Annotated in this window: 22 protein-coding genes; 3 read left to right on the forward strand and 19 right to left on the reverse strand. The window is 37.4% G+C overall.

Features of this window, described 5'->3' with window-relative positions; all coding sequences use genetic code 11:
• Positions 1 to 26: 26 nt before the first annotated feature.
• The 3 genes from hpaE to G0028_RS12635 are packed head-to-tail and all read right to left on the reverse strand — an operon-like array spanning position 27 to position 2,929.
• On the reverse strand, positions 27 to 1,487 hold the full coding sequence (gene hpaE / locus G0028_RS12625; protein WP_130073087.1) for a 5-carboxymethyl-2-hydroxymuconate semialdehyde dehydrogenase: 1,461 nt from the start codon (positions 1,485 to 1,487) through the stop codon (positions 27 to 29).
• A gap of 15 nt (positions 1,488 to 1,502) precedes the next feature.
• Positions 1,503 to 2,267 carry a fumarylacetoacetate hydrolase family protein gene (locus tag G0028_RS12630; protein ID WP_180046220.1) on the reverse strand — a complete coding sequence of 255 codons (765 nt, stop codon included), beginning with the start codon at positions 2,265 to 2,267 and terminating at the stop codon, positions 1,503 to 1,505.
• A 2-nt stretch (positions 2,268 to 2,269) separates the two neighbouring features.
• Positions 2,270 to 2,929, reverse strand: a complete 660-nt coding sequence (locus tag G0028_RS12635; RefSeq protein ID WP_180046219.1) for a fumarylacetoacetate hydrolase family protein — start codon at positions 2,927 to 2,929, stop codon at positions 2,270 to 2,272.
• 1,069 nt (positions 2,930 to 3,998) lie between these two features.
• Between G0028_RS12635 and G0028_RS12640 the strand changes: the two genes are divergently transcribed.
• On the forward strand, positions 3,999 to 4,904 hold the full coding sequence (locus G0028_RS12640) for a helix-turn-helix transcriptional regulator (protein ID WP_180046217.1): 906 nt from the start codon (positions 3,999 to 4,001) through the stop codon (positions 4,902 to 4,904).
• Positions 4,905 to 5,054: 150 nt separating this feature from the next.
• Here G0028_RS12640 and G0028_RS12645 read toward each other — a convergent pair whose 3' ends face one another.
• The 10 genes from G0028_RS12645 to G0028_RS12690 all read right to left on the reverse strand — a co-directional run bounded on the left by G0028_RS12645 (position 5,055) and on the right by G0028_RS12690 (position 15,240).
• The gene (locus tag G0028_RS12645) at positions 5,055 to 5,987 is read right to left on the reverse strand and encodes a PDR/VanB family oxidoreductase (protein ID WP_180046215.1); all 933 of its coding nucleotides are present in this window, start codon (positions 5,985 to 5,987) and stop codon (positions 5,055 to 5,057) included.
• A gap of 52 nt (positions 5,988 to 6,039) precedes the next feature.
• Entirely contained in the window at positions 6,040 to 7,323 is a 1,284-nt protein-coding gene (locus tag G0028_RS12650) for a Rieske 2Fe-2S domain-containing protein (protein WP_180046212.1), read from the reverse strand.
• 509 nt (positions 7,324 to 7,832) lie between these two features.
• Entirely contained in the window at positions 7,833 to 8,795 is a 963-nt protein-coding gene (locus G0028_RS12655; protein WP_180046210.1) for a p-hydroxyphenylacetate 3-hydroxylase reductase component, read from the reverse strand.
• A gap of 56 nt (positions 8,796 to 8,851) precedes the next feature.
• Entirely contained in the window at positions 8,852 to 9,805 is a 954-nt protein-coding gene (locus tag G0028_RS12660; protein WP_174492336.1) for a PDR/VanB family oxidoreductase, read from the reverse strand.
• 33 nt (positions 9,806 to 9,838) lie between these two features.
• A complete protein-coding gene (locus G0028_RS12665; protein ID WP_180046209.1) occupies positions 9,839 to 10,576 on the reverse strand; it encodes an SDR family NAD(P)-dependent oxidoreductase in 738 nt (245 codons plus the stop codon).
• Positions 10,577 to 10,585: 9 nt separating this feature from the next.
• Positions 10,586 to 11,071 carry an aromatic-ring-hydroxylating dioxygenase subunit beta gene (locus G0028_RS12670; RefSeq protein WP_130073078.1) on the reverse strand — a complete coding sequence of 162 codons (486 nt, stop codon included), beginning with the start codon at positions 11,069 to 11,071 and terminating at the stop codon, positions 10,586 to 10,588.
• An 11-nt stretch (positions 11,072 to 11,082) separates the two neighbouring features.
• Complete coding sequence (locus tag G0028_RS12675; protein WP_174492335.1) at positions 11,083 to 12,360, reverse strand: aromatic ring-hydroxylating oxygenase subunit alpha; 1,278 nt, start codon at positions 12,358 to 12,360, stop codon at positions 11,083 to 11,085.
• Between the two features lie 24 nt (positions 12,361 to 12,384).
• On the reverse strand, positions 12,385 to 12,915 hold the full coding sequence (locus G0028_RS12680) for a nuclear transport factor 2 family protein (protein ID WP_130073076.1): 531 nt from the start codon (positions 12,913 to 12,915) through the stop codon (positions 12,385 to 12,387).
• A gap of 35 nt (positions 12,916 to 12,950) precedes the next feature.
• Positions 12,951 to 14,111, reverse strand: a complete 1,161-nt coding sequence (locus tag G0028_RS12685) for an acyl-CoA dehydrogenase family protein (RefSeq protein ID WP_180046207.1) — start codon at positions 14,109 to 14,111, stop codon at positions 12,951 to 12,953.
• A 19-nt stretch (positions 14,112 to 14,130) separates the two neighbouring features.
• Positions 14,131 to 15,240, reverse strand: a complete 1,110-nt coding sequence (locus G0028_RS12690; RefSeq protein ID WP_130073074.1) for an amidase — start codon at positions 15,238 to 15,240, stop codon at positions 14,131 to 14,133.
• 145 nt (positions 15,241 to 15,385) lie between these two features.
• On the opposite strand from G0028_RS12690, the gene G0028_RS12695 reads away from it, so the two are divergent.
• Entirely contained in the window at positions 15,386 to 15,853 is a 468-nt protein-coding gene (locus G0028_RS12695; protein WP_130073073.1) for a MarR family winged helix-turn-helix transcriptional regulator, read from the forward strand.
• Between the two features lie 100 nt (positions 15,854 to 15,953).
• Here the strand turns inward: G0028_RS12695 and G0028_RS12700 are convergent, their stop codons facing one another.
• From G0028_RS12700 to G0028_RS12715, 4 genes are all read right to left on the reverse strand, one after another.
• The gene (locus G0028_RS12700) at positions 15,954 to 16,940 is read right to left on the reverse strand and encodes a 3-hydroxybutyryl-CoA dehydrogenase (protein WP_180046205.1); all 987 of its coding nucleotides are present in this window, start codon (positions 16,938 to 16,940) and stop codon (positions 15,954 to 15,956) included.
• A 1-nt stretch (position 16,941) separates the two neighbouring features.
• Positions 16,942 to 18,048 (reverse strand): NAD/NADP-dependent octopine/nopaline dehydrogenase family protein, encoded by a 1,107-nt coding sequence (locus tag G0028_RS12705; RefSeq protein WP_174492332.1) that lies wholly within the window; start codon positions 18,046 to 18,048, stop codon positions 16,942 to 16,944.
• A gap of 83 nt (positions 18,049 to 18,131) precedes the next feature.
• Positions 18,132 to 19,142, reverse strand: coding sequence for an AraC family transcriptional regulator (locus G0028_RS12710; protein ID WP_180046203.1), 1,011 nt, complete (start codon positions 19,140 to 19,142; stop codon positions 18,132 to 18,134).
• A 142-nt stretch (positions 19,143 to 19,284) separates the two neighbouring features.
• Positions 19,285 to 20,643: a spinster family MFS transporter gene (locus G0028_RS12715; RefSeq protein ID WP_180046201.1), complete on the reverse strand. Its 1,359-nt coding sequence runs from the start codon at positions 20,641 to 20,643 to the stop codon at positions 19,285 to 19,287.
• 480 nt (positions 20,644 to 21,123) lie between these two features.
• Here G0028_RS12715 and G0028_RS12720 point away from each other — a divergent pair, with 480 nt between their 5' ends.
• Positions 21,124 to 21,516, forward strand: coding sequence for a DUF4440 domain-containing protein (locus G0028_RS12720; protein WP_130073068.1), 393 nt, complete (start codon positions 21,124 to 21,126; stop codon positions 21,514 to 21,516).
• A gap of 326 nt (positions 21,517 to 21,842) precedes the next feature.
• Here the strand turns inward: G0028_RS12720 and G0028_RS12725 are convergent, their stop codons facing one another.
• Together G0028_RS12725 and G0028_RS12730 are read right to left on the reverse strand one after the other, a co-directional pair.
• Positions 21,843 to 22,784: a p-hydroxyphenylacetate 3-hydroxylase reductase component gene (locus tag G0028_RS12725; RefSeq protein WP_180046199.1), complete on the reverse strand. Its 942-nt coding sequence runs from the start codon at positions 22,782 to 22,784 to the stop codon at positions 21,843 to 21,845.
• 14 nt (positions 22,785 to 22,798) lie between these two features.
• Positions 22,799 to 24,067 (reverse strand): p-hydroxyphenylacetate 3-hydroxylase oxygenase component, encoded by a 1,269-nt coding sequence (locus G0028_RS12730; protein WP_180046197.1) that lies wholly within the window; start codon positions 24,065 to 24,067, stop codon positions 22,799 to 22,801.
• Between the last annotated feature and the right edge of the window lie 431 nt (positions 24,068 to 24,498).

Raw genomic sequence — 24,498 nt, forward strand, 5'->3', positions numbered from 1 at the left:
CTGTATTTATTTCCCGAAGGGGGCGTTTACACACCCCATTTTGGTACATGATGTGTACCCATTGAAATACTGACGTTTTTAAGCTCGGTAAATACTTCAAAACTATATTCACCACCTTCACGACCTGTACCCGAACCTTTTACACCACCAAATGGTTGACGAAGATCACGCACGTTTTGACTGTTGATGAACACCATACCTGCTTCAATGCCTGCCGCTAAACGATGTGCTTTGGTAATGTCTTGTGTCCAAATATAAGACGCTAGACCATATTCGGTATCGTTAGCCAAGCGAAGCGCATCGGCTTCATCTTTAAATTTGATTAAACACACGACAGGGCCAAAGATTTCTTCTTGTGCAATACGCATACGGTTGTCTACGTCAGCAAATACCGTCGGTTGAATGAACTGCCCTTTTTGTAAATGCGCTGGCAAATTCAGAGGACGCTCTAAACCACCTGCAACCATGTTTGCGCCTTCTTCAAGACCAATTTTGATATAGCCTGTGACTTTGTCATAGTGTGCTTGCGTGATCATTGAACCCACTTGTGTGTTCGGATCTTGCGGATCACCGACAATGATATTTTTAGCACGACGCGCAAACTCTTTGACAAACTCATCATAAACCGATTCTTGGATGAAAATACGGCTACCCGCAGTACAACGCTCGCCATTTAAAGAGAAAATAGTAAACAATGCTGCATCTAAAGCGCGTTCTAAGTCAGCATCTTCAAAAATAAGCACTGGAGATTTACCACCAAGCTCCATAGAGTATTTTTTCAGACCCGCATTGGCCATGATCTTACGACCTGTTGCTGTACCACCTGTAAATGAAATAGCACGGACATCAGGATGTTTAACAAGTGCATCACCCGCAGTTGAACCTAAACCTTGTACTACGTTAAATACACCTTCAGGAATACCCGCTTCAAGTGCTAAGCGTCCCAATTCATTCGCCGTAATTGGAGAAAGTTCAGACATTTTGAGTACAGCAGTATTACCCAATGCTAAACATGGTGCAGTTTTCCATGTCGCCGTCATAAACGGGACATTCCACGGAGACACTAAACCACATACACCCACAGGTTGATGTAATGTGTAGTTTAGAAATTGGTCATCCACAGGATAAGTATGACCGTTCATACGGGTACACACTTCCGCAAAGAAGTTGAAGTTATGCGATGCACGTGGAATCAATACATTCTTGGTTTGATGAATCGGCAAACCAGTATCTAACGTTTCTAACTCTGCAATTTTTGCTACGTTTTGGTCAATTAAATCACCCAAATTGCGCATCAAACGTGCACGTTCTTTGGCAGGCGTTCTTGCCCATTTAGGTGCTGCCGCTTTTGCTGCTGCAACGGCTAAATCAATTTCAGCTTGTCCGCCACTTGCAACTTCACCAATCGCTTCCATGGTTGCAGGGTTATAGTTGGTAAATGTTTCTTGGCTTTCAACTTCTTTACCGTTAATCCAATGCTTAATCATGTCAAATTCCTTCTCTTATGCGTTTTGTGCAAAAAATTCTGTTTCAGAAATAATGTGGTTACGTAACTGCCCCACACCTTCAATCTCAACCACAACTTCATCCCCTGGGACTACATCTGACAACCCTTCTGGTGTCCCTGTCGCGATCATGTCGCCTGGTTGTAAAGTCATAAATGATGAGATGTATTCAATTAAAAATGGCACATCAAAAATCATATCTGCAGTCGTCCCTTCTTGACGAAGTTCACCATTCACCCAGGTACGCAGTTTTAAGTTATTTGGTGTCGGCACTGAGGCAGCATCAATGATGTACGGTCCAACTGGTGTCGTTGAATGACGGTTTTTTACGCGTAAGTTTGGACGATAATAATTTTCTAAATAGTCACGAATCGCATAGTCATTACACAAGGTATAACCCGCTAAATAATCCAGCGCATCTTCACGTTTGACATTTTTTGCCGTTTTACCAATCACCGCAACCAATTCACATTCATAGTGCATATAGTCCACGTTGTCTGGACGCCATGTATTTTTGTTGTGACCTGTATACGTGTTCGGTGCTTTAATAAAGATCAAGGGTTCTTTAGGTGGTTCAAAAGCCAATTCACGCGCATGGTCTGCATAGTTTAAACCCAGTGCAAACATGGTACCTTGTGCAGGTGGAAGCCATTCCACTTGTTGCTCAGTCAACACGTCACCTGAAGCTAACTTCACTTGTAAATCATCAAGAACTTCAACATTTAAAACTTCATTATTATAACGAATACGTGCAGTTTTCATGATTACACTCCCTGTTCCTGAACGGTATTTTCCACAGCACCCAATTGATCCACTTCAACACGAACCACATCACCTTTTAATAAAGCAGGGCGACCAAGTGGTGTACCTGTGATGATAATGTCACCTTCATTGAGCGGCATATAATCTGAAATTTCTTCAATGATTTGCGCAGGACTACGAATCCAATCCGAAGTATTCCCTGTCTGTTTTAACTCACCATTGACATAGACACGTAGTTCTAAATTTGCAACATTGTTGACTTGGTCTTGAGCAACCACATCACCTATGACACAAAAGCCATCTTGGCACTTTGCTTTAATTGCAGGACGATAGTAACTATCTTCAGGTAAGCTCAGCTCATTGATCACCACATAGCCTGCGATATGATCATTGGCATCTGCCTGTTTGACACGACTTGTTGCTTTTGCAATCACAATACCGACCGCAGCGCCTGCTTGTAAAACCTCACCCACACGCTTAACCACAAGCTGACCTGATTGGTTACGTGTGTTCGGTGTCTTAATAAAAAGAACTGGTTTAATGGGTTCTTTTACATAAGGTTTTTCATTAAATTGTGCCTGCAATGTGCTGTACAGGTTTTTATAATTCAAAGCAATACCAAAAATATTCCCTTGTTTTACAATTTGGTTCAAATCATTCATTTATGTTCTCGACTTAAATTCCAGTGTTCCCTACTAGACAAGAAACAATTTAGTTAACATATTAACTTTATAGTTAATATATTAACGATTTGCAAGTGCTTTTTACATATTATTGTAAAAATCATGTTTCCAAAGGGTATAAATGCATGAAAATCAATAAATATCTAAATTTATGTTTTGAAAATCCTGTCACTAGAGCATAAATAACGAAGTTTTTCTATCTTTTCCAAATCCTTTACATGCTCTAGATCTATACAACATTACTTTGCATGCAGACTACTGTATTATTGACATTTTTATTTTCAAAGCATTTAAACCAGACTTGATGCTCAATAAACAGTGATATACATATGGAAATGGGCTTTAATTTTCATCCCCTGCAGAACAAACTATAGCACCTCAAACGAAACCGATACATTCACATCAGGCTTATGTATATAGATTGAAGAAATATTATGGTTACAAATTGCAACGATATATAATGACATTAGGGTATTATGCGCATGCTCTGTATCACTTGAAAATTTAACAACGACTGATGCACAGACTTGGTTAGGCATTGAGCAATATATTGAATTTATTAATAAAATACAAAAAAATAAAGCACATGCTGAGATTAATTTTCTCAATCAAACCCTAAAACAGCTATTCGCTTTTATTGGCTCATTTTCCAAACACAAGGGCTCTACAGCACACGACATAGATGATCAATTTCTATTTTTACAGTTTTCAAACTTATTTGAACTGTATTATGATCAACATCGGTGTGTATCTGAACACAGCAACATATTGTATATCAGTGATTTACGCTTAAATGGTTTATTCAAGCATTTAATAAGTCAATCCTGTAAAAATATATTGCTCAACGAACAATTCATGCGGCAAAATGTTTATTCTGTACAACCTCACTGCCCATCTGGAGTATCGCTTAGCCATTGGGCTTTAAAGATCCAGCTTATTTTTGTCGATTTTATCCTCAATACAGACATGAATCCTAAAACAGTTTCGAATAAAACATTATGCTACACCACCATAATGATCGTTTTAAATATTGATCTCAAGGATGATAATGGATAATCTCAACGATTCTTCTCTCCCGGCGAGCAAATTAGTCAGCAGTCAAGGTAAAACTGCTTTCGAAACCATCTTAAATAATCCCAATGCTACCTTATTAGAAAGTATTTTTGTTGGTGAGCAACCCATTTTTGCAATTTGGGAAACCAACAACATCAAATTGATTGAACCTCAATTAGAAGAAATCTGCTTGACCTTTCATATTACAGGGAGCATTCGTGTACGAAATAATGTGATTGGACACAATAACGTTAAATTCAATTCAATCGCGCTCTATGGCTTAAATAGTTATGAGTGGAATCTCTATAATAAACTACGCTATGCCCATTTATACTTTTGGAAAGACATTGTGGCCTTTAATCCCGAAGAAATTGCACATGCCCTACAAAACAATGAATTACATGGGATTAAAGATAATTGGGTTGAAGGTCTATTCAAAATGATTTTATCTTATAAAAATAGCGAAGAACGAAAAACCTTTATTTTAAAAATGTATCAGGAATGCTTTGTCCATCTTAAAGACAAATATTTAGATAACTTTCAAGAAAAAAATGTCATCACAGGAGGTTTTACTTCTTTTCAGGTCAAAAAATTACAAGAATTTATAGAACACAATTACATGTCTAAAATTAATATCGAAGACTTCTGTAACACGATGAATTGGTCACGCTCACATTTATTTCGTGAATTTAAAAAAACTTTTGGAACAACACCTTACAATTTTCTGAGTCATAAACGCCTCAGTATTATCAAAGAGTTACTTGCAGCAGGTCAGCCGATAGATCAAGTCTGTCAAAACTCTGGGGTTGAAAATATAAATAAGATTAATTATTTATTTCAAAAGCATATGGGTATATCTTTAAAAGAATATCTACAACAAAATCCCAAAGAAAAACTTTAGTGCTGATCTAAGCTCAAAAATTTAAGCCCAATATCCTCCATACTAAAATCTCTCTTTCAAATTTGGGCTTAGGAGCATTACTACCATATCATCTAGATCAGATATCTTTTAATAATAAAAAATAATCTGATCTAGCCTCAAATACATGGCTTAAATATCAAGGACAAGCAGCTTGCCTTTTGCACTTGAACAACATGGGAAAATAGTTTTATTTTCTGCTTTTTCATCATCGGTTAAAATAGAATCTCGATGATCTGCTTCTCCTTCTAGGATTGGTGTTTCACAAGCACCACAAACCCCTTCACGGCAAGAATTCATCACATCACAACCATTTTTTAACAAAGCATCAAGCAAGGTCTCTCCTTGCACCACTTCAATCAATTTATTGCTTTTACGCAACTCAACAGTATAGGAGTTTTCTGTTGATACTTCATGCTCTGCAACAAATGATTCATAATAGCAGTATGGGTACGACGTGTGATGAGATTTAAAATCATCAATCATCGCCTTTGGACCACAACAATAAAACTCTGTATTTTCAGGAGAATGTGCTTCAAAAACATGCGAAATCCGTTTACTTGTACCCTCTGAGTTAAGAATAATTTCAACATGATCTGCATATTGTGCTTTTAATTCATCAAAAAAAGCACATTTATCCTGAGCACGAGCAAAGTAATAGAGCTTCCAATAATCGGTCTTGACTTGTTCAATCATCGAAAGGATTGGAGTGATCCCAATTCCCCCCGCAATAAACACAATTTCATCTTTGTCGCCATGAAATTCAAAATTATTACGTGGTTCAGAAATTTCGATAATCTGTCCAGCTTTTAGATTATTTTGATATCCAATTGAGCCACCACGACTGTTTTCATCGCGGTTGATCGCAACTTTATATGTGTTAGTCACATCAAAGTTGTTATATAGAGAGTAACTACGAACAGGAATACCCTCTACAATTAAATCAATATTTGACCCAGCTGAAAATGATGGCAATTGCACACCATCCACAGCAGAAAACTCATAACCCAAAATACCATCGGCTAAATAAGTAATTGTTTTTACTCTAACCTTTAGTCGCTCCATAACTTTACTCCTACCTAAATATTGAGTGAAAAAACACAAATCAACCCGCTATTTAAGCTGTTGCTTCCTCTGTTTTTTCATCCGCAGGATATAATTTAATACGACGCTCAGCTTCACGTGCATAAGCATGTTCTTTGATGTCTGCACCTTTTGGAATTAAATCAGCCAAGGCACGTAATGAACGATAATCTATTTCATCTGCAAAAACGCATTCTTTATCTTCAGTAGATAATTTAATTCGTTCTAATAAAATACGACGCGTACGAACAATGGCTAAGTCACCACTCCCTAAAAATTCACGAGTACGGTCTACAATCGGAATACTTTCAGCAACGGCATAATCTTCAAAAATTACCCCTGGAACACCAGTCCAACTTTTGCCTGCTTTCATTGCTTCACGGTCTTGTCCATAAAATGGCAAGCCTTGACGTGAAGCAGCAAAGTTATCATCGTCTTCATCCGTACCATCCATAGAGAAATCAGGAAGATTATCATTAATCGGTTGTCTAGCATCCCAATACACATACCACTGTAAGCTACGCGTATTATTAACAGGGATCACCATGATCACAAAACCTGCTTCTGCATCTGTTGTCCCAATAAAAGCGGTTCCTGGTGCAACATACTCAGTCACACGCAGATAATCTTGATTACCCGTAGGATTTTCACGAAGTGAATAAGAACGTAGACCGTATGGACGAGGTTCAAAAGTATATTTTGGTGTGTTATTTCCAGCTGTCAGTTGTAAACCATGTTGTGGAATATCTGCATTTGCAGTTGAATCGTTATGCAGTAAATTAATGTGCGCCGAATCCATTAATGTTTCAACATTTTGGAACCAATTCGCTTCATTATAAGATGCACGTGGACGTACATGAATGCTGTCTACTTGAGTAAATGCATAATCATTAAATTTAGGCGGCTCACCCTCACCGAGATACACCCATACGATTCCACCCGCTTCCCTTACGGGGAATCCTTGTCCTTTGACTTTACTACAGAAAGATTGGTCTTTTTCTGTAGGCATATTGGTACAGTTTCCTTCTGCGTCGAAACTCCAACCATGGAAAATACAGGTCAAACGGTTGTTTTCATTACGCCCCATCGCCAAGGAAATACCTCTGTGTGGACACGCTTCATAAAGAAAACCTACTTTGCCATTGTCACCACGGAAAGCCACATATTTTTCGCACAGCATTTCTACCTTTTTAGGTGTGCCGCCTGCTTCGAGCGCAGCACCACGTAATACAGGTAACCAAAATCTTTTCCAATATTTGTTTAATGCTGAACCTGGACTTACATCCGTAATTAACTCATTTTGTTCTTTGGTAAGCATAATGACTAGCTCCTTTGTCAATGTCTAATCACTATAAATTACAAGTCTATGAAAAATTCACCTATAGACTGCCGAATGAGACTTTTTAACAAATGGAGACTTTTTAATAATTAATACCACATTTAAAAGTAAATATAAAATATTGTTTTATAAATACATATTTAAATATTTTTTTTGATCATTTGATTTAAATTAAACTATTCTTTCCTTTAAAAATTTATTTTTTTATTCGAGCATATTATTTCAAAAAATTTCTAAATATTAATAAGGGGAATAAATTAATGGCTATGCAAAACAGAGGCTTTCACTTCGTGAGGTAAATATATGCTTTCGAAGCTTAACATCAGTAAAAAAGTAAAAATTTCTGCAGTCAAATTTAACGCCAAAATTATAAAATCCATCAAATAAAGCTTGTGAGATATGCCTATATAAAATAGTACACCTCACCCAACTTAAAAGATCTAATTTTGAATTCCGATAAGCGCCTAAAACACTTATCGGAATACATTTCATACAACACCAGCAATATCCATTAAAATTTTAATGAAAATTTCCTTTTCACTTTCTGGATATTTTTCAAATACATCATTTTGATGGCTGTCTGCAATATCAAAAAGATAATGTGCTGTCTTTTTCCCTTTTTCAGTTAAAAGATAAAAACCATTCTGTTCAGTTAAAAGACCTTCTTTTGCTAAAATTGCTGCGGATTGCTCTACTTCACGCATTGGCATAGCAATATCACGCGGTAAATCAGCTTTACTAGACGAAGTACCGCTGCCCAAAACGAGTAATAAACGAGCCTCACTTGTTCTAAAGCCTGTAACTAACTGCTTAGGGATATAATCATTCTGATAAAATTTAAAAGCGCGGCTCATCAGGTAGCAAACATTGCGATATAAATGACCATGATGCATTTCACCTACACTATCCGCTGTTGGCTCTACAGTATCCTTCACCTGTAACAATGGATGTGGCGTAACACCTGAGTATGCACCTTGATGATAAACGAGCGGACTGCGACCTTCATCATGAAAATCAACCACCTTTCCTATGATGATCCAATGATCCCCTCCCTCTATAATCTGATGACGTTCACATTCAAAAACTGCAGAACAATGATCTAAAATAGGTACTGAACCTACCCCTTCACGGTAGCTTGTTCCTTCGTATTTATCTATATTTCGGCGTGAAAACTTATTAGACAACTCAATTTGCGAACCCGATAATATATTTACAGCAAAATGTGTGGCTTGCTCAAACACATGAAAGCTAGATGAATTTTTATCTATGCTCCATAAAATTAATGCAGGGTCCAACGAAACAGAGTTGAAACTATTTGCCGTAACACCCACCTTTTCTCCTGTTGCACTTTGCGCAGTCATAATAGTGACACCTGTCGCAAAGTTGCCGAGTGCTCGACGGAATTTTATTGGATCTATTGTTGCTGTTTCCTTGGCTGGTAATGTATTCATTATTGTCTCCTCAAGCTTTAATCCAATTCCTACTAGAATCTAGTGTCGTTCATCAGTTATATATCAAGCACTAAACGTGCAGATTTTGAACGTGAACAACATACAAGGATTTGTTCATTACTGGCTTTTTCTTCATCGGTAAAATACACATCTCGATGATCAGGCTCACCTTCAATCACATCGCACATACACGTGCCACATACACCTTGCTCACATGACATTTCTATTTCAATGCCTTCACGTGCTAATGCCTGTAAAATCGTTTCTTCAGCATTCACCATGATAATTTTGCCACTTTGTTGCGCAACAACTTCAAATGCATCACCACCTGTTTCCACATCTACTTGGAAATATTCTTTATGGATTTGATGCTCAGGAAAATGTTGAGTAGTTGCTAAATTAATCACCCAATCCATAAATCCATTTGGACCACAGGTATAAATATGGCTTTCTGCATCAATATTTTGAATTGCGGATTCAAAAAACTCACGGTGGCTTGCACCTTCAGATTTAAAATGAAAGGTTGTGAACTCAGCAAGTTGACCTTGCTTAAGCTCGTCAACGAAAGCAGATCGTTCAGGACTTGAACCACAGTAATGTAGTTCAAATGATGCACCCTCTTGTGCCAATTGATATGCCATAGTGATTAATGGCGTAATTCCTATTCCACCACCAATCAGAACAGAATGTTTCGCTTTAGCTAAAGGAAATAAATTTTTGGGCTCACTCACCTGTATCTGCATCCCATCTTTGAGATCATCAAATGCAGAAACTGATCCACCACGTGATTCAGGATCACGTAAAATGCCTAAACGAAAAATACCTTGCTGATCTGGGTTTTGGCACAATGAATATTGACGCACCATACCATTCGGTAGATATACATCAATGTGTGCACCCGCTTCAATTTTCGGCAATGCAGAAGCAGTTGCTGACTCAAATTCCATGACAGCAACATTTCCCCCTTCTACATGGCGGTTTTTAACAACGACATCATAAAGTGTAGTCATTTTTTATCTCCCAACAATGCATCAGCTCAAGGCTTAACGCATAAATAATCCGCCATTGATATCCCAAGTTGCTCCCGTCACAAATGCAGCAGTTGGACTCGCCAACAAAGCACAAGTTTCCGCAATAAACTCCATGCTTCCCAATGCTTTCACTGGAATATTTTGGATAAATTGGGTCATCTTTTCATCTGAAACCACACTATGCACAATAGGAGATTCCATTGGTCCAGGTGCAATCGCATTCACTGTTACACCTTTGGCTGCGAATTCCTTGGCAAAAATTTTGGTTAAGGTCACAATGGCGCCTTTAGTGGCTGCATAATGCGCACCTGTTGCAGTTCCCCCATTTTGCCCAGCTAAAGACGCCATATTGACAATACGACCATATCCCTTGTCAGCCATATATTGACCAATAATCTGACATGCTTGGAACGTACCACGCTGATTGACTTGTGTTACCCAATCAAAGTCAGCAGCAGTAATTTCAAGTACAGGCGTTGCCTTAGTCACAGTTGCATTGTTAATTAGAACATCTAGTTTTGAAAATTTTTGCTCAATCCACTGCACTGCTGCATAAAAATCTGCTTCGACAGATATATCCAATTTCAATGGAAATAAGTTTTCAGCAAATTGGCTTTTTCCTTGAGCAGTTTTAGCTTTTTCCAATGTACTTGCTGATAAAATCACTTGGTGCCCTTGAGCTGCGAAATATTCTGCAATGACATTGCCTAAACCTGAAGCGGCACCCGTCACTAAAACAACTTGTTTCATTTTTTTCTCCTAGAGAATGTAACTGATACCCGCTAAAGTATCGGTAGAATTAACTAAATTAATAATTTTACGATTAATTTTAAAACCTTGTGCTTCATCACGTACTAAATGAAAAGTGACATCAGCGGTATAATGTTTTAAATTTTCTTTACGAAACTCACGTAAGTTTTGTGCACAACGTAAAATAATTTCACCATTTTCATCTTTTAAAATACGCACACGAGATACACTACGTACAGTATTGGCCTTAGGTGCCGTTGAAATCGCTTCACCATTTTCTAAACGCTCAACACGTAGTTTGCGCATGTGATGGTCGTCATAAGCATAGTTCAAATTATTTTCGTAATCCGTCAATGTTGGATCAATCGGAATGATATAAACACCCTTTTCATTCCATAAATCTAACCAAGCATGATGCTCAGAATGATCCAACATATCTGCTTCAGCCCAAATAAAAGCCGTTACTTCATTGAGTAAATTTAAATCAATTTTCATGCTATTCCACCTTAAGCCGTCATCAACTTTTTCCACTGCTGATAAGCAGCGCGCATTCCCGTTTCTGCACTTACATCGCTTTTTACACCATCTTCAGTTTTCACTTCACCCGGTAAGCCACGGTTCAACATGATCCATAAATCATTCCCTGCATTTGCACCGTGTTGTACACGCTCCCATGCTTCCGCATCGTCCGGTGTACCGAAACCAAACGGACCTTGGAAATGCTCATGTAAACGTAAACGATATTGGTTCGCCACTTGTGGACCGCCATCCATCGTAATTACAGAATGGTGAATCTCGGTTTTTTCTACAGAAATTGGCTGCATCACACGGAAGAACGCCATAGAGCATGCAATATTCGGGAAAATATTGAGGTTAAAGCCTGTACCACCAACTGCACGGACAATACGACGTACTTCAAGTTCTTCATGACCTTCATCACGTAGCGCTTGTGCTAAGTCTTCAAAACGCTCTTGAATCGGACGCTCCATCAACTCTTCATCTAAATCAACCAATTCTGGAATCATCACCATCACACTGTGACCATTACCTAAGTCTTCAACAAAACCTGGTTGATTTTCAAAGTTAAATAGCTCTTCTGTTTTTTCATCAACAGAACTCAGGAATGATTTGTGTACCAATGGAAAATGATATGCATCCGTCGTATTTTCGAGCTGAATTTTCCAATTGCCTGGGAATGTAAAACGATGCTCACCAAGAACTTTTATCGGATAACCTGCTCCTTGTTTCATAAACAAATCGATCCATTTTTTTGCACCACCAAGGAAATCTTCCAAGGGTTCAATATCATGGTTGAATGAAGCAAAAATCATCCCATTGTATTCTTCAACACGTAGACTGATTAATGGAAACTCTGATTTATCTAAGCAGTCACCATAACTTTCAGGAGATGGTACACCACGTAAACTACCATCAAGTGCATAGCTCCACCCGTGATATGGACAAACAAAACTATTGGTCTTACCTTTTTTATGTTCACACACTGTCGCAGCACGGTGACGACAGCGGTTTAATAACACATGCACTTTCTTTTTTCGGTCTCGTACTGCTACGACAGGTTGTTTCCCAATATTCATGGTTTTATAACTGCCTGCATCTGGAATTTCACTGGCATGTGCTACCCAAACCCAAGTTTTATAGAAAATTTTTTCCATTTCATCTTCAAAGATTTGTGCATCTTTATAAAGTGAAGTATGGGCACGATCACTTTGTACAAGTTCGTTATAATCGTGTTCAGCATTGTGCATTGGAATAATACTGTTCATATCCATGATCCTTATCAATTGATTCTAAGCTTCGTTCTGGTTTGGTACTGGCAATTCGGCAGTGCTATTCCAGTGTGATATAGGGCGACTAAAAATATTTTCAGTCTGAAAATGTTTAATTTTCCAAGTCCCATCCTCTTGTTGCTGAAATTTGATGGTCAACTTGGCTGCATTAAGATGGCTTTGCCCATCACGAAAAGTAGAGGTTTGCAACATTAGCCATGAAGCTCGAGCTCGCTGCTCTACAACATAAATTTGCTCCGAACTCACAAAATGAGCATTCATAACAAAATGCGATTGTTGTTGCGTATAGCTTTTGAACATGGCATAGATGTCTTGCCATGATTCATAACGTCCAAATGATTTCGCATATTTTTCACCAATACCTTCCCAAATACTGTTTTGGTCAAATAAATCCATTAATTCATTTAGGTCAGTACTAGCATCCAAGCCATCACAAATTTCCATGTAACGATTGATGCAATTTCGAATAGCAGTTTCGGCTTCTAGTTGATTTAAACGCGCTAGAATAGCTGTCAAATTCATTTCATTCATCACGCAATACTCACTTCATCTGTTGCCATACAAACTTATAAATAACCAGGTGTTGGCTTTAAACCAAAACTAATGGAACCCGCATTTAATAAAGTTGCATCTCCCATAAAAGCATGCTGTGTGACAACATTAGTATCGTTCACAAAACGACTGAATATATTGTTTGAGTAAATTGCGGTCATACCTGCGAGCATTTGCATTTTGCGTGCAACACGTGCTGCGACACGTGCCGCATGAGTACATGACAAACGCATATCACTGATTTGTTGTTCCGTAGGTTGATTACCCGCTAAAATTTCTTGCCAAACAATATCCATGGCTTGATAAAACCAAGTGCGCGCAGCTTTAAATTCCGCTTCATATTGTGCAAATTCATATTGTGTGACAGGACGATTTGCGATTTCAGCACCGCCTGTAATAGAAGATTTACCAGGTGCCAGCAATTTAAACTCTTCCAAAGCTGCTGCTGCGACACCTATTCCGACGACAGTTAAAACTTGGGTGGCTAAAGACAATGAAGGATATTTAAAAAAGGGTTCAGGCAGTTTTGATGGCTCTCCACGAACAAATGTCCACGCTTTGGTCACAAGTACATTGTCCACAACTAAATCATGGCTACCTGTACCTTTTAGCCCCACTGTGTCCCAAGTCATGTCGACTTTTACTTTTTTAGCTGGCATCACAGCCATCCGTGGTAAACCTTGCGCTTCATTATCTTTACGTGGAGAAATACCCACACCGACAATATCTGCTCCCATACAACCACTTGAAAACTTCCAGCGACCTTTAACAACAACACCTTCGTCCGTAATTTCTGCAGGTTGCGGAGGGAAAATACCACCAGCAAATACGATATCTGGTGAGTTCTTATACAAAATATTAAGTGTTTCTTCAGGTAAGCTCCCCAGATAAGCTGGACTCATACCGAAACTTGCCACCCATCCCACAGAACCATCTGCCATAGATAATTTTTCAATTAATTGACAAAATTCACTGGGTGATACTTCCATACCACCAAATCGCTTTGGTACCAAAGCGCGATAAACACCAATTTTTTTTAGTTTTTCAATAATATCCTGACTGACATAAGCCTGATCATCAAACTCTCCTGTCACTGCACGTTCACGTATTTCCTGACAGAGAATATCAACAGCACCGCTCTGATCAGAGTTAAACACTTTAGATAAATCATTCATTCGCTAACTCCTTGTTTCTTTAATGTGCTGCGTTAACAATAAATTTTGCAATCGCACACAATTGCTCGTCTGCAGATCTTTTAGTGATAATTTGCAGCCCTACAGGTAAACCTTGCTTTGTTTCCAACGGAATAGTGATGGCAGGATGTCCAGATAGATTAAAAGGACGAACTAATGCAGTTAAATTCAAAAATGCTACGGTATTTTCTGCATCGATAACGCGTGGGGGAATCTGAGGTAAAGTGGGTAATAGCAATGCATCATATTTTTCAAGTAAGGCATCGATTTCTTGAGTAAATTGGGCTTTCACTTTTTCTGCCTGTTTTACTTGAACCAATGTTGTATCTGCAGCTTTTAATAAACGCCCTTGTACGTCAGCACCAATCAAACCTGTTTTTGTTAACTCACCATAGGCTTGCCAATTTTCATAATTGATGATTTGCATGCCTGCGTCATAAGCTGAATTGAAAGTCTTTATATCTACAGTGGGTAGCTGCATTTGAGCTTTTTTTAAAAAATCTTGAATTGTGTCTTGAACAACAACATCTGCCTGAACATTTAAAATAGCCAGTTGAGGTAAATCATCCTGTGTCATCGCATGAAAACTAGGATCAATAAATTGCATTGCGGTTTCAATCATTTCCACCGAATTTGCAAAGGGTCCCACACAGTCCAATGAACTATGTTCAGGATGTACACCTTTACGACTCACTCGACCAAAAGTCGGTTTAAGTCCATATACACCACAACATGCTGCTGGCATACGTACAGAACCACCTGTATCTGTGCCTAGCGTAAAATCTGCCAAATGAGCTGCAATGGCTGCTGCTGAACCACTTGAAGAACCACCAGGAATCAACTCCGGGTACTTAGGGTTAATCGGTGTGCCCAATGCATGATTAATCCCTGTAATTCCAAATGCAAGTTCGTGTAGATTGGTTTTTGCCGTGATAGTGCAATCATGTGCCAAAAGATTTTTGATGACTTGAGCATGTACCTGAGCCACAGCACTATTTTCAAGTGAACGGCTACCTGATTTTGTTTTATAACCTTGAATATCTATAGAATCTTTCACCATCACCGTGAATTTTCCTGATCCTATTTGCATTTTTTCTGCGATAATATTCATTCACTTTTCCATGTATTTTTATTTATATAAATACAATAATAGAAAAAGCCATGTAATTGTCAAGTTATTTTTATTTTAAAATCTAAGTTTTTTTCTTATTTTTTTGTATAATTGAAAATATTATTTTTTTAACTAAATTAATACTATGCTCCAAAATTTAGAACAGTTTCTACCAAATAATGAACCTGCAAGTTTAAAAAACTATCCTTTTTTCTGGATTTCACAAGTGAATGGGAAATACTCACAGCTTATTGAAAAATCAATCAAAAAATTAGGAATTGACAATACTCGACGTAAAATCATTCTCAGTACCAACGCTTTGGGGCAGGCAAGTATTACAGACATTGCAAATTTATCGACACTTAAACTCACAACGGCAACTAAAGCCGTTTATCGCTTGGTGGAAGATCAAATTGTTGAAGTTTTTTCTTCTGAGCTAGATGAGCGGATTTCAATGGTGAAACTCACCGAAAAAGGTTTAGCGATGGTAGAACAAATTAATTTAATTAGTCAGGTGACACTATCAGGGATTTTGCACGCATTTGAAGAAGATGAATTAAAACTTTTAAATTCTCAGCTACAAAAAATATTTGATCTCATGCCTTCAAGCTAAAATCAACACACTAGATTCAAAAAACACTAAAAAACCATTGTCAAGACAATGGTTTTTTCAACAAATAAAATCATCATTTACATCTCTATAAGCGAATGACTTATGAGAGACAATTAAATTTTGGTTTTAAACCTGCTGTTGCAATGCGTTCTGCAAAAGTCTTGAGTACCGATAATTTATATGCCTCAATATCTTTCGTTGCATAATCATAAAAACCCTGCTTTTCTCTTAAGCCATTTCGATTATTACGCATATTTTCAGCAATTATTTTGGGTGTTTGATACCGCTCACCCAGCTCTTTTTGTAAATATTGCGCAGCATAATACAAAATATCACCACCACCCCAATCGATAAACTCAAGGAGACCTAAAACAGAAAAACGTAAACCAAACCCCGTGCGGATCGCAATATCAATATCTTCAACAGATGCCACCCCTTCTTCAACCATACGTGCTGCCTCATTCATTGCTAATGCCTGAATCCTTGGTACGATATAACCTGCTTTAGCATTACAAACCATAGGAATCTTACCTATTGTTGTTAAAAACATCTTAAGTTCAACCACAACTTCGTCTGCGGTCTGCTCAGAACGACTCAGCTCAACCAGAGGAATTAAATATGCAGGATTTAACCAATGTGCATTAATCACACGTTCAGGATGTGACAACATCAACGCAATATCAGTCACTAAAAATGTTGATGTGGTTGAAGCAACAATACATTGGGGAGAAATATACTGATCCAACCAACTGAAAATTTCTTGTTTAGTGTGTATTTTTTCGGGTACAGCTTCCATAATTAAATCACACTGTTTCAAAAACTCAGTCGATTCCATTTTTGCGACCAACTGAATCTTTTGTTTAATTTCTGCAATTTGATCTGCTTGTACAAATTGAATCCTTTGTAATAACATTAATTCTTGTTCAAGATCTTGCTCAAGCTGTTGCTGATACAGTATAAATTCTTGCGCCGAACGTTGTTTTGCATCAATTAATTTCACATGAAGACCTGCATAAGCAAAAGCAATCGCAATTGCCTTCCCCATACGCCCCGCACCAAGTACTGCAACCTGTTGAAGATTATTCATTTCACAGCCCCTGTTGCAAGATCTGCTGCATTTCTTGTTTTGACTTTGTCGCCAAACCCAAATGATCAAAAGTACGACCTTCTGCATATAAGTCACGACCTGTAATCGCTGAAGCAAGGCTAAGTAGGCCTTCTGCAATCGGTGTTTTAACACCAGCCCAACGACCTACTGAAACTAAAAATGATAAACCTAACCGTGTGTCTTCGAGCATATAACGATGCGTTTGCAGATTAATGTCTTCTCTCCAATCACCACTATCAGTCAACTTACCGTGAGCTCCACGACCATACATCCACTCATCACCTTCACCTTCCTTATTATAGTGATCTGAGAGTGGAAAATGCGGTGCACCATATCCTAAAGCCTCACGTACCCGCATACGCTCTGCATCTAATTGATTAGTTACTCGACGAATAGCAGGTTGTGTCCCTTCATTATGAATGTCCCATGTTTCAAAATGCTCAAGTGGTCCTGCATTCATCATAATCAATGGTGGATGGATAATCGGTCCTGCATTCATTAATGCGCCACTTAAAGCATCTTCAATTGGCTCTATACTTGGATAAGCCTGTTTTAAAATTTTAAATGCATGTTCTGCAAATTGACTTGGAAATACGCCCGTGGGTAAACGCGTCGCATAACCACTGACGATAATTTGATTTATACCGTGTTTACGTACCAAATAAGGCAAAGTACCCGTTTCTGCAAAAGCAACTTTTGCAGTATTTCCACTATCGTGGACTGCTTTTGCGAAGATAAATGTTCCAAATGTTGCAGGAGGTAAGTAAACCACTTGACCATCTTTAAAATAAGGAGCGGCTTGTTTTGACAACTCTAAGTGTGTCGTCGCAGGAAGTGGGATAATAATCAATTCGGCATGTTGAATTGCCTGCTGCAAATCCACTGATAAATTAATTTGGCTATTTTCAAAACCCACAGAGACAGAACGATTACCTTTAAAATCTTTAATATTCATTATCTTGGCTTGAGCAAGTTCAATCAATGCATCTTGGTCACGACGCCACAACACCACATCATGACCTTTCTCGGCCATATCCACCGCCGCTGCATAACACCCATGTCCACCACCGAGTACTGTAATTTTCATTTTTCATCTTCCTGATATGAATAAAATCAGCATAGAAGATATAAAGGCCGCACGCTCATCCAAATGCGCACAAAGCATTCCATTTACGCAGATGTTGCTTCTTTCTCATAAAGTTGTTGTTTTAAAGTTTGTGATGGCAGGCATCCATAACGCTTTTTATACAATGTGGAAAAATGCCCCATACTTTGAATACCATATTGCAAAAGGATATCTGTTACAGTGAGAGATGAAGCTGCTTCTTGTAAGGCATGATGCACGACAGCGAGCCGCTGATCACGTATGTATTCTATTGGTGTTTGCTGCAAATATTGACTAAAACCTTTTTGTAAAGTACGAATCGATACATGGCAATATTCACTTAAGGTTGCAAGAGTGATGCTATTTTTAATATTTTCATCAATATAGTGTTGTGCTTTTTTTAAATAATGCGGCAATACATTTAAACGTTGTGCATTTAACTGCTCACTATAATTATTAGGGACTTTCAATAAAATGAGTTCAATCAGATATTGTGTAAAACTCTCTGAAATAAAACTCCAATTTTCAATATGATAATAGGCATGACATAAATAATTTAATGTTTCAACAATCGAACTCATCCCCTCGTTGGTACAGGACAATGCCTGATCAAAAATCACCATTTCCTGTCGACTTGCACCTAACATTTTAAATAATTGAGTTTCAACAGCCTCTCTTGCTAACTTTAAAATAATATTTCGACAACACTGATCTGTGACAATCCGATGGGCTTGATTAGGATGAGTGACCGTCATGATCCCTACCGATTGCAACACAGGATGATGCTGACTACCCACCTGACACTGCCCCTCCAAAGTTATTCGAAATAAATAATTCTGTGATGTTTGATCAATCGTAATCACAACAGATGTACTATATTTCAGATCATATAAAGCTGAATGACCAAAACAGAAACCATTCAACCTCGTATTTAAATCACGCGCTCCATCTACATCAAACTCATGCGGGCATAGATAATGACTGATTTGATCTTTAATGGTTTGATAGTCATCTGAACTAAACAATAAACATTCATCCAAATAATGCAAGTGGTTTAAATTTAAAGCATTTTTCATCACAATACTCCATACTTGCAAATAACTGAATAACATTCATTATTTTACTGAGCAGGCTTCTGCATCCAACCAGGCAAATACCTTGGACAAACACTCAACACTAGAGGAGTGTTTTCCAATGCATCATGTCAATAAAAATATTTTAAGTAGAATGTTCTTCTTGCATACTTTTACTAAATGCAGCACAACCTTTCTTTAATAAAATATAAGCTAAAACACATGAACAAGCTCCAACGATGGATAAAGAAGAACCCACCATTAATGGATTTTCAAATATCTTGTCTGTAATTAAGGCAACCAAAGTTGTCCCGATCCCGACTGCAACTAAATTACTAATTAAAAGAAATACAGCAGAAATTTGAGCGCGTAATTGGTTGGGTGCCAACATCTGCATGGCAGTCGTTGAAATTGGCATTGGAAAAGATGCAAAAAACATCGCAGGCGCAAGTAAAGTCACCGCTAACCATTGTTGAGAAACTTGAGTAAAGGCGATTAATGGTAAAATTAAACCCACAATACCAATTACCCCTGTAATCATTGGTGCATCTTGACGCCCTTTTTGAATAAAAAAGTCATTGAGCCAGCCTGCACAAAAAACACCTAATGTATTTGCAATCAATAAAACCGTCCCCAACATATACCCCGCTTCTGTTGGAGTTAAGCCAAACTTACGCATAAAGAATGCAGGTGACCAACTAATCAAACAATACAACGCCATAGCATAAAAAGTGAAACCCAAATAATGACAAGTGAATGTTTTTCCATGCTTTTTAATAAATTTGAATGTTTCCTGTATAGATGTTTTTTCAACTTGACCTTGAGCATCCAAACGCTGCCCCTTGCGTTTAGGATCACGAACAGTAAGAAGAAATAATAAACCAATAAAAACACCAGGCAGTCCAACCAAAATGAAAGCCATTTGCCAAGCCTTCACTGCCCCAAAAACAGGAATTTGGATTAATGTCATATCTTTTAATAAACCAATGACATACCCTCCAACAAGAAATGCAACACCACCTCCGACAAAAGAGCCGATCGAATAAACAGCGACTGCTCTACCCAACTTCTCCTTGGAAAATAGATCACTAAACATTGAGTATGCAGATGGAGATAAAGCAGCTTCACCCACACCTACTCCCATTCGGCTAAAAAATAATTGAATAAAGCTTTTACTCAAGCCACATAATGCTGTTGCAAAACTCCAGAAAATAATACCAACCGCAATAATTTTGGGGCGTGAAAATCGATCCGCCAAATATGCTAAAGGTATTCCCATAAATGCATAAAAAAGCGAAAATGCCAGACCATGCAATAAGCTAAATTGTGTATCTGTTAGATTCAGATCTGCTTTAATGGGTTCAATCATCAACGCTAAAATTTGACGATCTATAAAAGAAAAGATATACGCCAACATACAAAGTAAAACAACGTACCATGCATAAGTACTCGATATCTTGGATATGGGTTTATCTTGATCTTGATTATAAGTCGAATTATTCATATCGCTTTATCCTTATATGGCAACTTATATTCCTTATAAGTTGATATTTTATTTGCATAAAAAATTCTTACTCACACTCTTTTTCATCATCAGATTAATGATCAAACTCAAATAAACCATCACTAATGCTTTAGTTTGAAAACTAGCAATAAAAATATATTCATTTTTATATGTAATTTTCAATATCTTTTTAAGTATAATTTCATACCTTCCATCTGATTTTTAATTCACCTAAACATCTGAGTGATTCCCCCTCCAAAATCAAAGTCATGTTTTTAGCATTTAAAATGTTTGTTAGGAGTCGAGTTAATTGGATAACTTTGTCCTTTATTAATAAATAAAATCAAAAACTTAAAAGGTTAATATATCCTATCTCAATGAGTAAAATATAAATCGATAAAATTATTATTGAAATTTACATGGAATTTTGATTTATTATCTAAAACAATTCTTTTTAACTGTTCTCATAAGGAAATATATATGGCTCTTTCAGCAACTCAGGCAATCGAAAGTATTCATACAATGCATGTACTTATCGAAAAAATTTTTAGTGGACGCCATGCCGAACAAGATCTAGCACAATTGAATCAATATTTTTCTGAACAATTTGAAATGGTTGGTGCAGCAGGAAAAAAATTTAAGTTTGATGAAGTTAAACAATTATTTGCAAACAATCAAAGTAAAATGCCCGATATTAAAATCGAAATCTATGATGAGGAAATTATTTCACAATCCGAACACACTATCGTATTAACCTATACTGAAAAACATACGAAAGAATCAGGCATACTCATTCGTCGTTCTTGTGCTCTCATTGAAGAGATTAATGGCAAAATGCTTTGGCGTTACCTACAAGAAACATTTTTATCTTAATTGAGTATCAACACAGTATTTATTCTATTTTAAATCAATGACTCAACTCATTTATTTAAAGTAAAATATTAGGGTTTATTGATACTTTAAATATAGATTTTCCCCACAAGGGTAATCCAATAAATATACAAGCTAAAGCACAATTACCTCTTCTCACTCTACTTTAGCTTGTCATATCCTATTACTCTCTAGACTCTTTTAACTTACACAATATATTTTTAACTCAGTGTGTAGTTTTATATCAACGTTGAAGAGAACAATAAATGATGTATCCTTTAGGCAATGGATTAATGCGCTATTCTGAAATAATCCAATGCCCATTGCAGCTAAATCCCAATCAGATCTTTCAACATATTTTTGAATAGCGCTTTGTCTTGTTCAGAGTAATGACCAAAGACATCTTCTTGATGACTTTCACCAATATGATAAAGCATTTGAGCAGTTTTTATGCCTTTTTCAGTCAATTCATAAGCATGACCTGTATCTACAAGTAAGCCCTTACGTACTAAGATTTCAGCTGCCTGTTCAATTTCACGCAGCGGCATAGCCACCTCACGAATTAAATCATCTTTACAGGTTGCAGTTTTACTTTCTAAAACTAACAACATGCGCGCTTCGCTGGTCCTAAAACCTGATGCTAATTGTTTAGGTTGATAATCGTTACTATAGGCACGAACCGCTTGAGTTAATAAATAATACAGATTGTTATATAAACGACCTGGGAAAATCTCCGCGTCATTTTCAGCTTTCGCATTTAAACTCGGATGTGGCAATACTGAAGAATATGCACCTTGATGATACAGCAACGGTGAACGACCATTGTCTTGAAAATTCACCACTCGCCCAAGAATGATCCAATGGTCTCCACCTTCTAAAATATTATAACGCTCGCATTCAAATACTGCTGAACATTCTTTTAATAAAGGTGCATTGCCTGCCCCTAAATCAAAGTCTACGTTAGCGTATTTATCGTCTTTTGAACGAGCAAATTGATTTGATAGCTCAATATGATCAGCAGATAAAATATTTACAGCAAAGTGTGTCGCTTCAGCAAAAACGGCAAAACTTGAAGATCGTTTGTCTATACTCCACAAAATAAGCGGTGGATCGAGTGAAACAGAGTTAAAACTATTGGCTGTAACACCGACTTTCTCACCTTGTTCATTTTGTGCGGTCATGATGGTTACACCCGTCGCAAAATTACCCAGTGCACGGCGAAAAGCTTTTGAGTCGAAGCCAGTCTCGATTTGAATATTCATTGAGTTCATTGACATTACTCCACTTAAACCATCGTTGGATCTGGTTCAAGACCCATCAACTCACGACCCAAAATTTGTGCACATACATCATAATCAGTATAAGCATGTGCCCCTGTCATATGTGAATCACGGAATAAACGCTGTAATTCTTGTCCATCTAACCAACTGGTTGCACCTGCTGCAGCAAATAAACGATCGACTGCTTCAATACACATTTTCACAGCATAGGCTTGGTTGGTACGCCAAAATGCCAATGTTTCTGCGTTTGGATAAATTTTATTTTCCCCATGTACACGATGGTCTTCCCATGTTTTTTCCAAGAAAGCACGTGCCGCAGCCACCTGATGCGTTGATTCAGCCAAACGCATGAGCGCAGGCGTAGATGCACCTAAATTTGCACCTGTATATGCTCGGATTCGGGTCTTTTGTTTTTCTTTAAATGCTTCCAACATACGTTCTGCAACACCCAAACTGACTGCAGAAAAACCACTGGCAAAGTATGGACGATATGGAGAATAAAATATTTTACTGTCTGGATATAAACCAAATCCTGCCGACTTTCCTTCCATCATGTCTTTGGCTTTTTGAATTCGATATTCAGGAATAAATAAATCTCGGATCTGTAATTGTTTTGAGCCACTTCCTTTTATCGCACCTGCAAACCAATTGTCATGAATGACATAATCTTTACGAGGAATCACACCAAATGAATAGATTTTTTGACCTTCGGCATCAAAACGATTAAAACCGACAATGGCATATTCAGCATGGTCACATCCACTGCTCCAGCCATAGTCGCCAGACAGTTTCACTCCACCTTCGACTTCCTCAACTTTACCAAAAGGCGCAATGGAACTACTTGCTGTTGCATCAGGATTTGCTAACCAAATTTCATCTTGTAATTGCTTTGGAAACATTGCAATTTGATGGCTGTGTGTACATAACAAACTAAATGCCCAAGCCGTCCCCGCACATGCACCTGCAAGCGTCACAATACAATTTGCAAATTCAGGCAGGCTCATTTCCAAACCACCATATACTTTGGGTTGAAATGCACGATGTAATCCAATACTTTTGAGCAGCGCAATATTTTCGTCAGGGACTTGACGCAGTTGCTCTGCTTTTTCAGCATTCGCTGCAATTTGTGGCAAAATTTGTTTTATTTTTTCCAACATAGGCGTTTCAGATGACACAGATTTTGCTTCTGTATAAAACATCTTAATCTCACTTTGAGTCGAGTCACTCAGCTCAGTGCTCACCATACTGGTATTAAAATCCATTGTATTTTCCATAACTTATTTTCCTTATACGCATGCTCTTTATCATTTAGAACATGCTCTATCCTTTATTGCTGATCAACATCCAATATGTTGATGATTTAAACCTATTATTCAGGATTATTTCTGCAAACTTAATGTATTTTCCCAACTTAAATTTGTACTTTCCATGGTTTTATAAAAAATCTCTAAGTGAAATATAATTGATTTTTTTCCACTTAAAAACTTTTAAATCAAAAATATCAGTTCGTAATTTATTGTTTTAAATATAGAAAAAATAAAAATATGCATAAATTAATTTATACAGATCAAATTAAATGCTGAATAACTTTTCTTGATTTGTACTTATGATTAGAAATTAGGGTAATAATGAATATATTAACTTATCAACGAGCATGGTATGCTCATTGAATAAATCATATTCATCATACTATTTATGGAACAAA

The organism is Acinetobacter piscicola (assembly GCF_015218165.1).
GTDB classification, from domain to species: Bacteria; Pseudomonadota; Gammaproteobacteria; order Pseudomonadales; family Moraxellaceae; genus Acinetobacter; species Acinetobacter piscicola_A.

Coding starts and splice junctions, on each gene's coding strand:
- hpaE (WP_130073087.1), bottom strand. CDS start 1,487: ATGATTAAGCATTGGATTAACGGTAAAGAAGTTGAAAGCCAAGAAACA.
- G0028_RS12630 (WP_180046220.1), bottom strand. CDS start 2,267: ATGAAAACTGCACGTATTCGTTATAATAATGAAGTTTTAAATGTTGAA.
- G0028_RS12635 (WP_180046219.1), bottom strand. CDS start 2,929: ATGAATGATTTGAACCAAATTGTAAAACAAGGGAATATTTTTGGTATT.
- G0028_RS12640 (WP_180046217.1), top strand. CDS start 3,999: ATGGATAATCTCAACGATTCTTCTCTCCCGGCGAGCAAATTAGTCAGC.
- G0028_RS12645 (WP_180046215.1), bottom strand. CDS start 5,987: ATGGAGCGACTAAAGGTTAGAGTAAAAACAATTACTTATTTAGCCGAT.
- G0028_RS12650 (WP_180046212.1), bottom strand. CDS start 7,323: ATGCTTACCAAAGAACAAAATGAGTTAATTACGGATGTAAGTCCAGGT.
- G0028_RS12655 (WP_180046210.1), bottom strand. CDS start 8,795: ATGAATACATTACCAGCCAAGGAAACAGCAACAATAGATCCAATAAAA.
- G0028_RS12660 (WP_174492336.1), bottom strand. CDS start 9,805: ATGACTACACTTTATGATGTCGTTGTTAAAAACCGCCATGTAGAAGGG.
- G0028_RS12665 (WP_180046209.1), bottom strand. CDS start 10,576: ATGAAACAAGTTGTTTTAGTGACGGGTGCCGCTTCAGGTTTAGGCAAT.
- G0028_RS12670 (WP_130073078.1), bottom strand. CDS start 11,071: ATGAAAATTGATTTAAATTTACTCAATGAAGTAACGGCTTTTATTTGG.
- G0028_RS12675 (WP_174492335.1), bottom strand. CDS start 12,360: ATGAACAGTATTATTCCAATGCACAATGCTGAACACGATTATAACGAA.
- G0028_RS12680 (WP_130073076.1), bottom strand. CDS start 12,915: ATGAATGAAATGAATTTGACAGCTATTCTAGCGCGTTTAAATCAACTA.
- G0028_RS12685 (WP_180046207.1), bottom strand. CDS start 14,111: ATGAATGATTTATCTAAAGTGTTTAACTCTGATCAGAGCGGTGCTGTT.
- G0028_RS12690 (WP_130073074.1), bottom strand. CDS start 15,240: ATGAATATTATCGCAGAAAAAATGCAAATAGGATCAGGAAAATTCACG.
- G0028_RS12695 (WP_130073073.1), top strand. CDS start 15,386: ATGCTCCAAAATTTAGAACAGTTTCTACCAAATAATGAACCTGCAAGT.
- G0028_RS12700 (WP_180046205.1), bottom strand. CDS start 16,940: ATGAATAATCTTCAACAGGTTGCAGTACTTGGTGCGGGGCGTATGGGG.
- G0028_RS12705 (WP_174492332.1), bottom strand. CDS start 18,048: ATGAAAATTACAGTACTCGGTGGTGGACATGGGTGTTATGCAGCGGCG.
- G0028_RS12710 (WP_180046203.1), bottom strand. CDS start 19,142: ATGAAAAATGCTTTAAATTTAAACCACTTGCATTATTTGGATGAATGT.
- G0028_RS12715 (WP_180046201.1), bottom strand. CDS start 20,643: ATGAATAATTCGACTTATAATCAAGATCAAGATAAACCCATATCCAAG.
- G0028_RS12720 (WP_130073068.1), top strand. CDS start 21,124: ATGGCTCTTTCAGCAACTCAGGCAATCGAAAGTATTCATACAATGCAT.
- G0028_RS12725 (WP_180046199.1), bottom strand. CDS start 22,784: ATGAACTCAATGAATATTCAAATCGAGACTGGCTTCGACTCAAAAGCT.
- G0028_RS12730 (WP_180046197.1), bottom strand. CDS start 24,067: ATGGAAAATACAATGGATTTTAATACCAGTATGGTGAGCACTGAGCTG.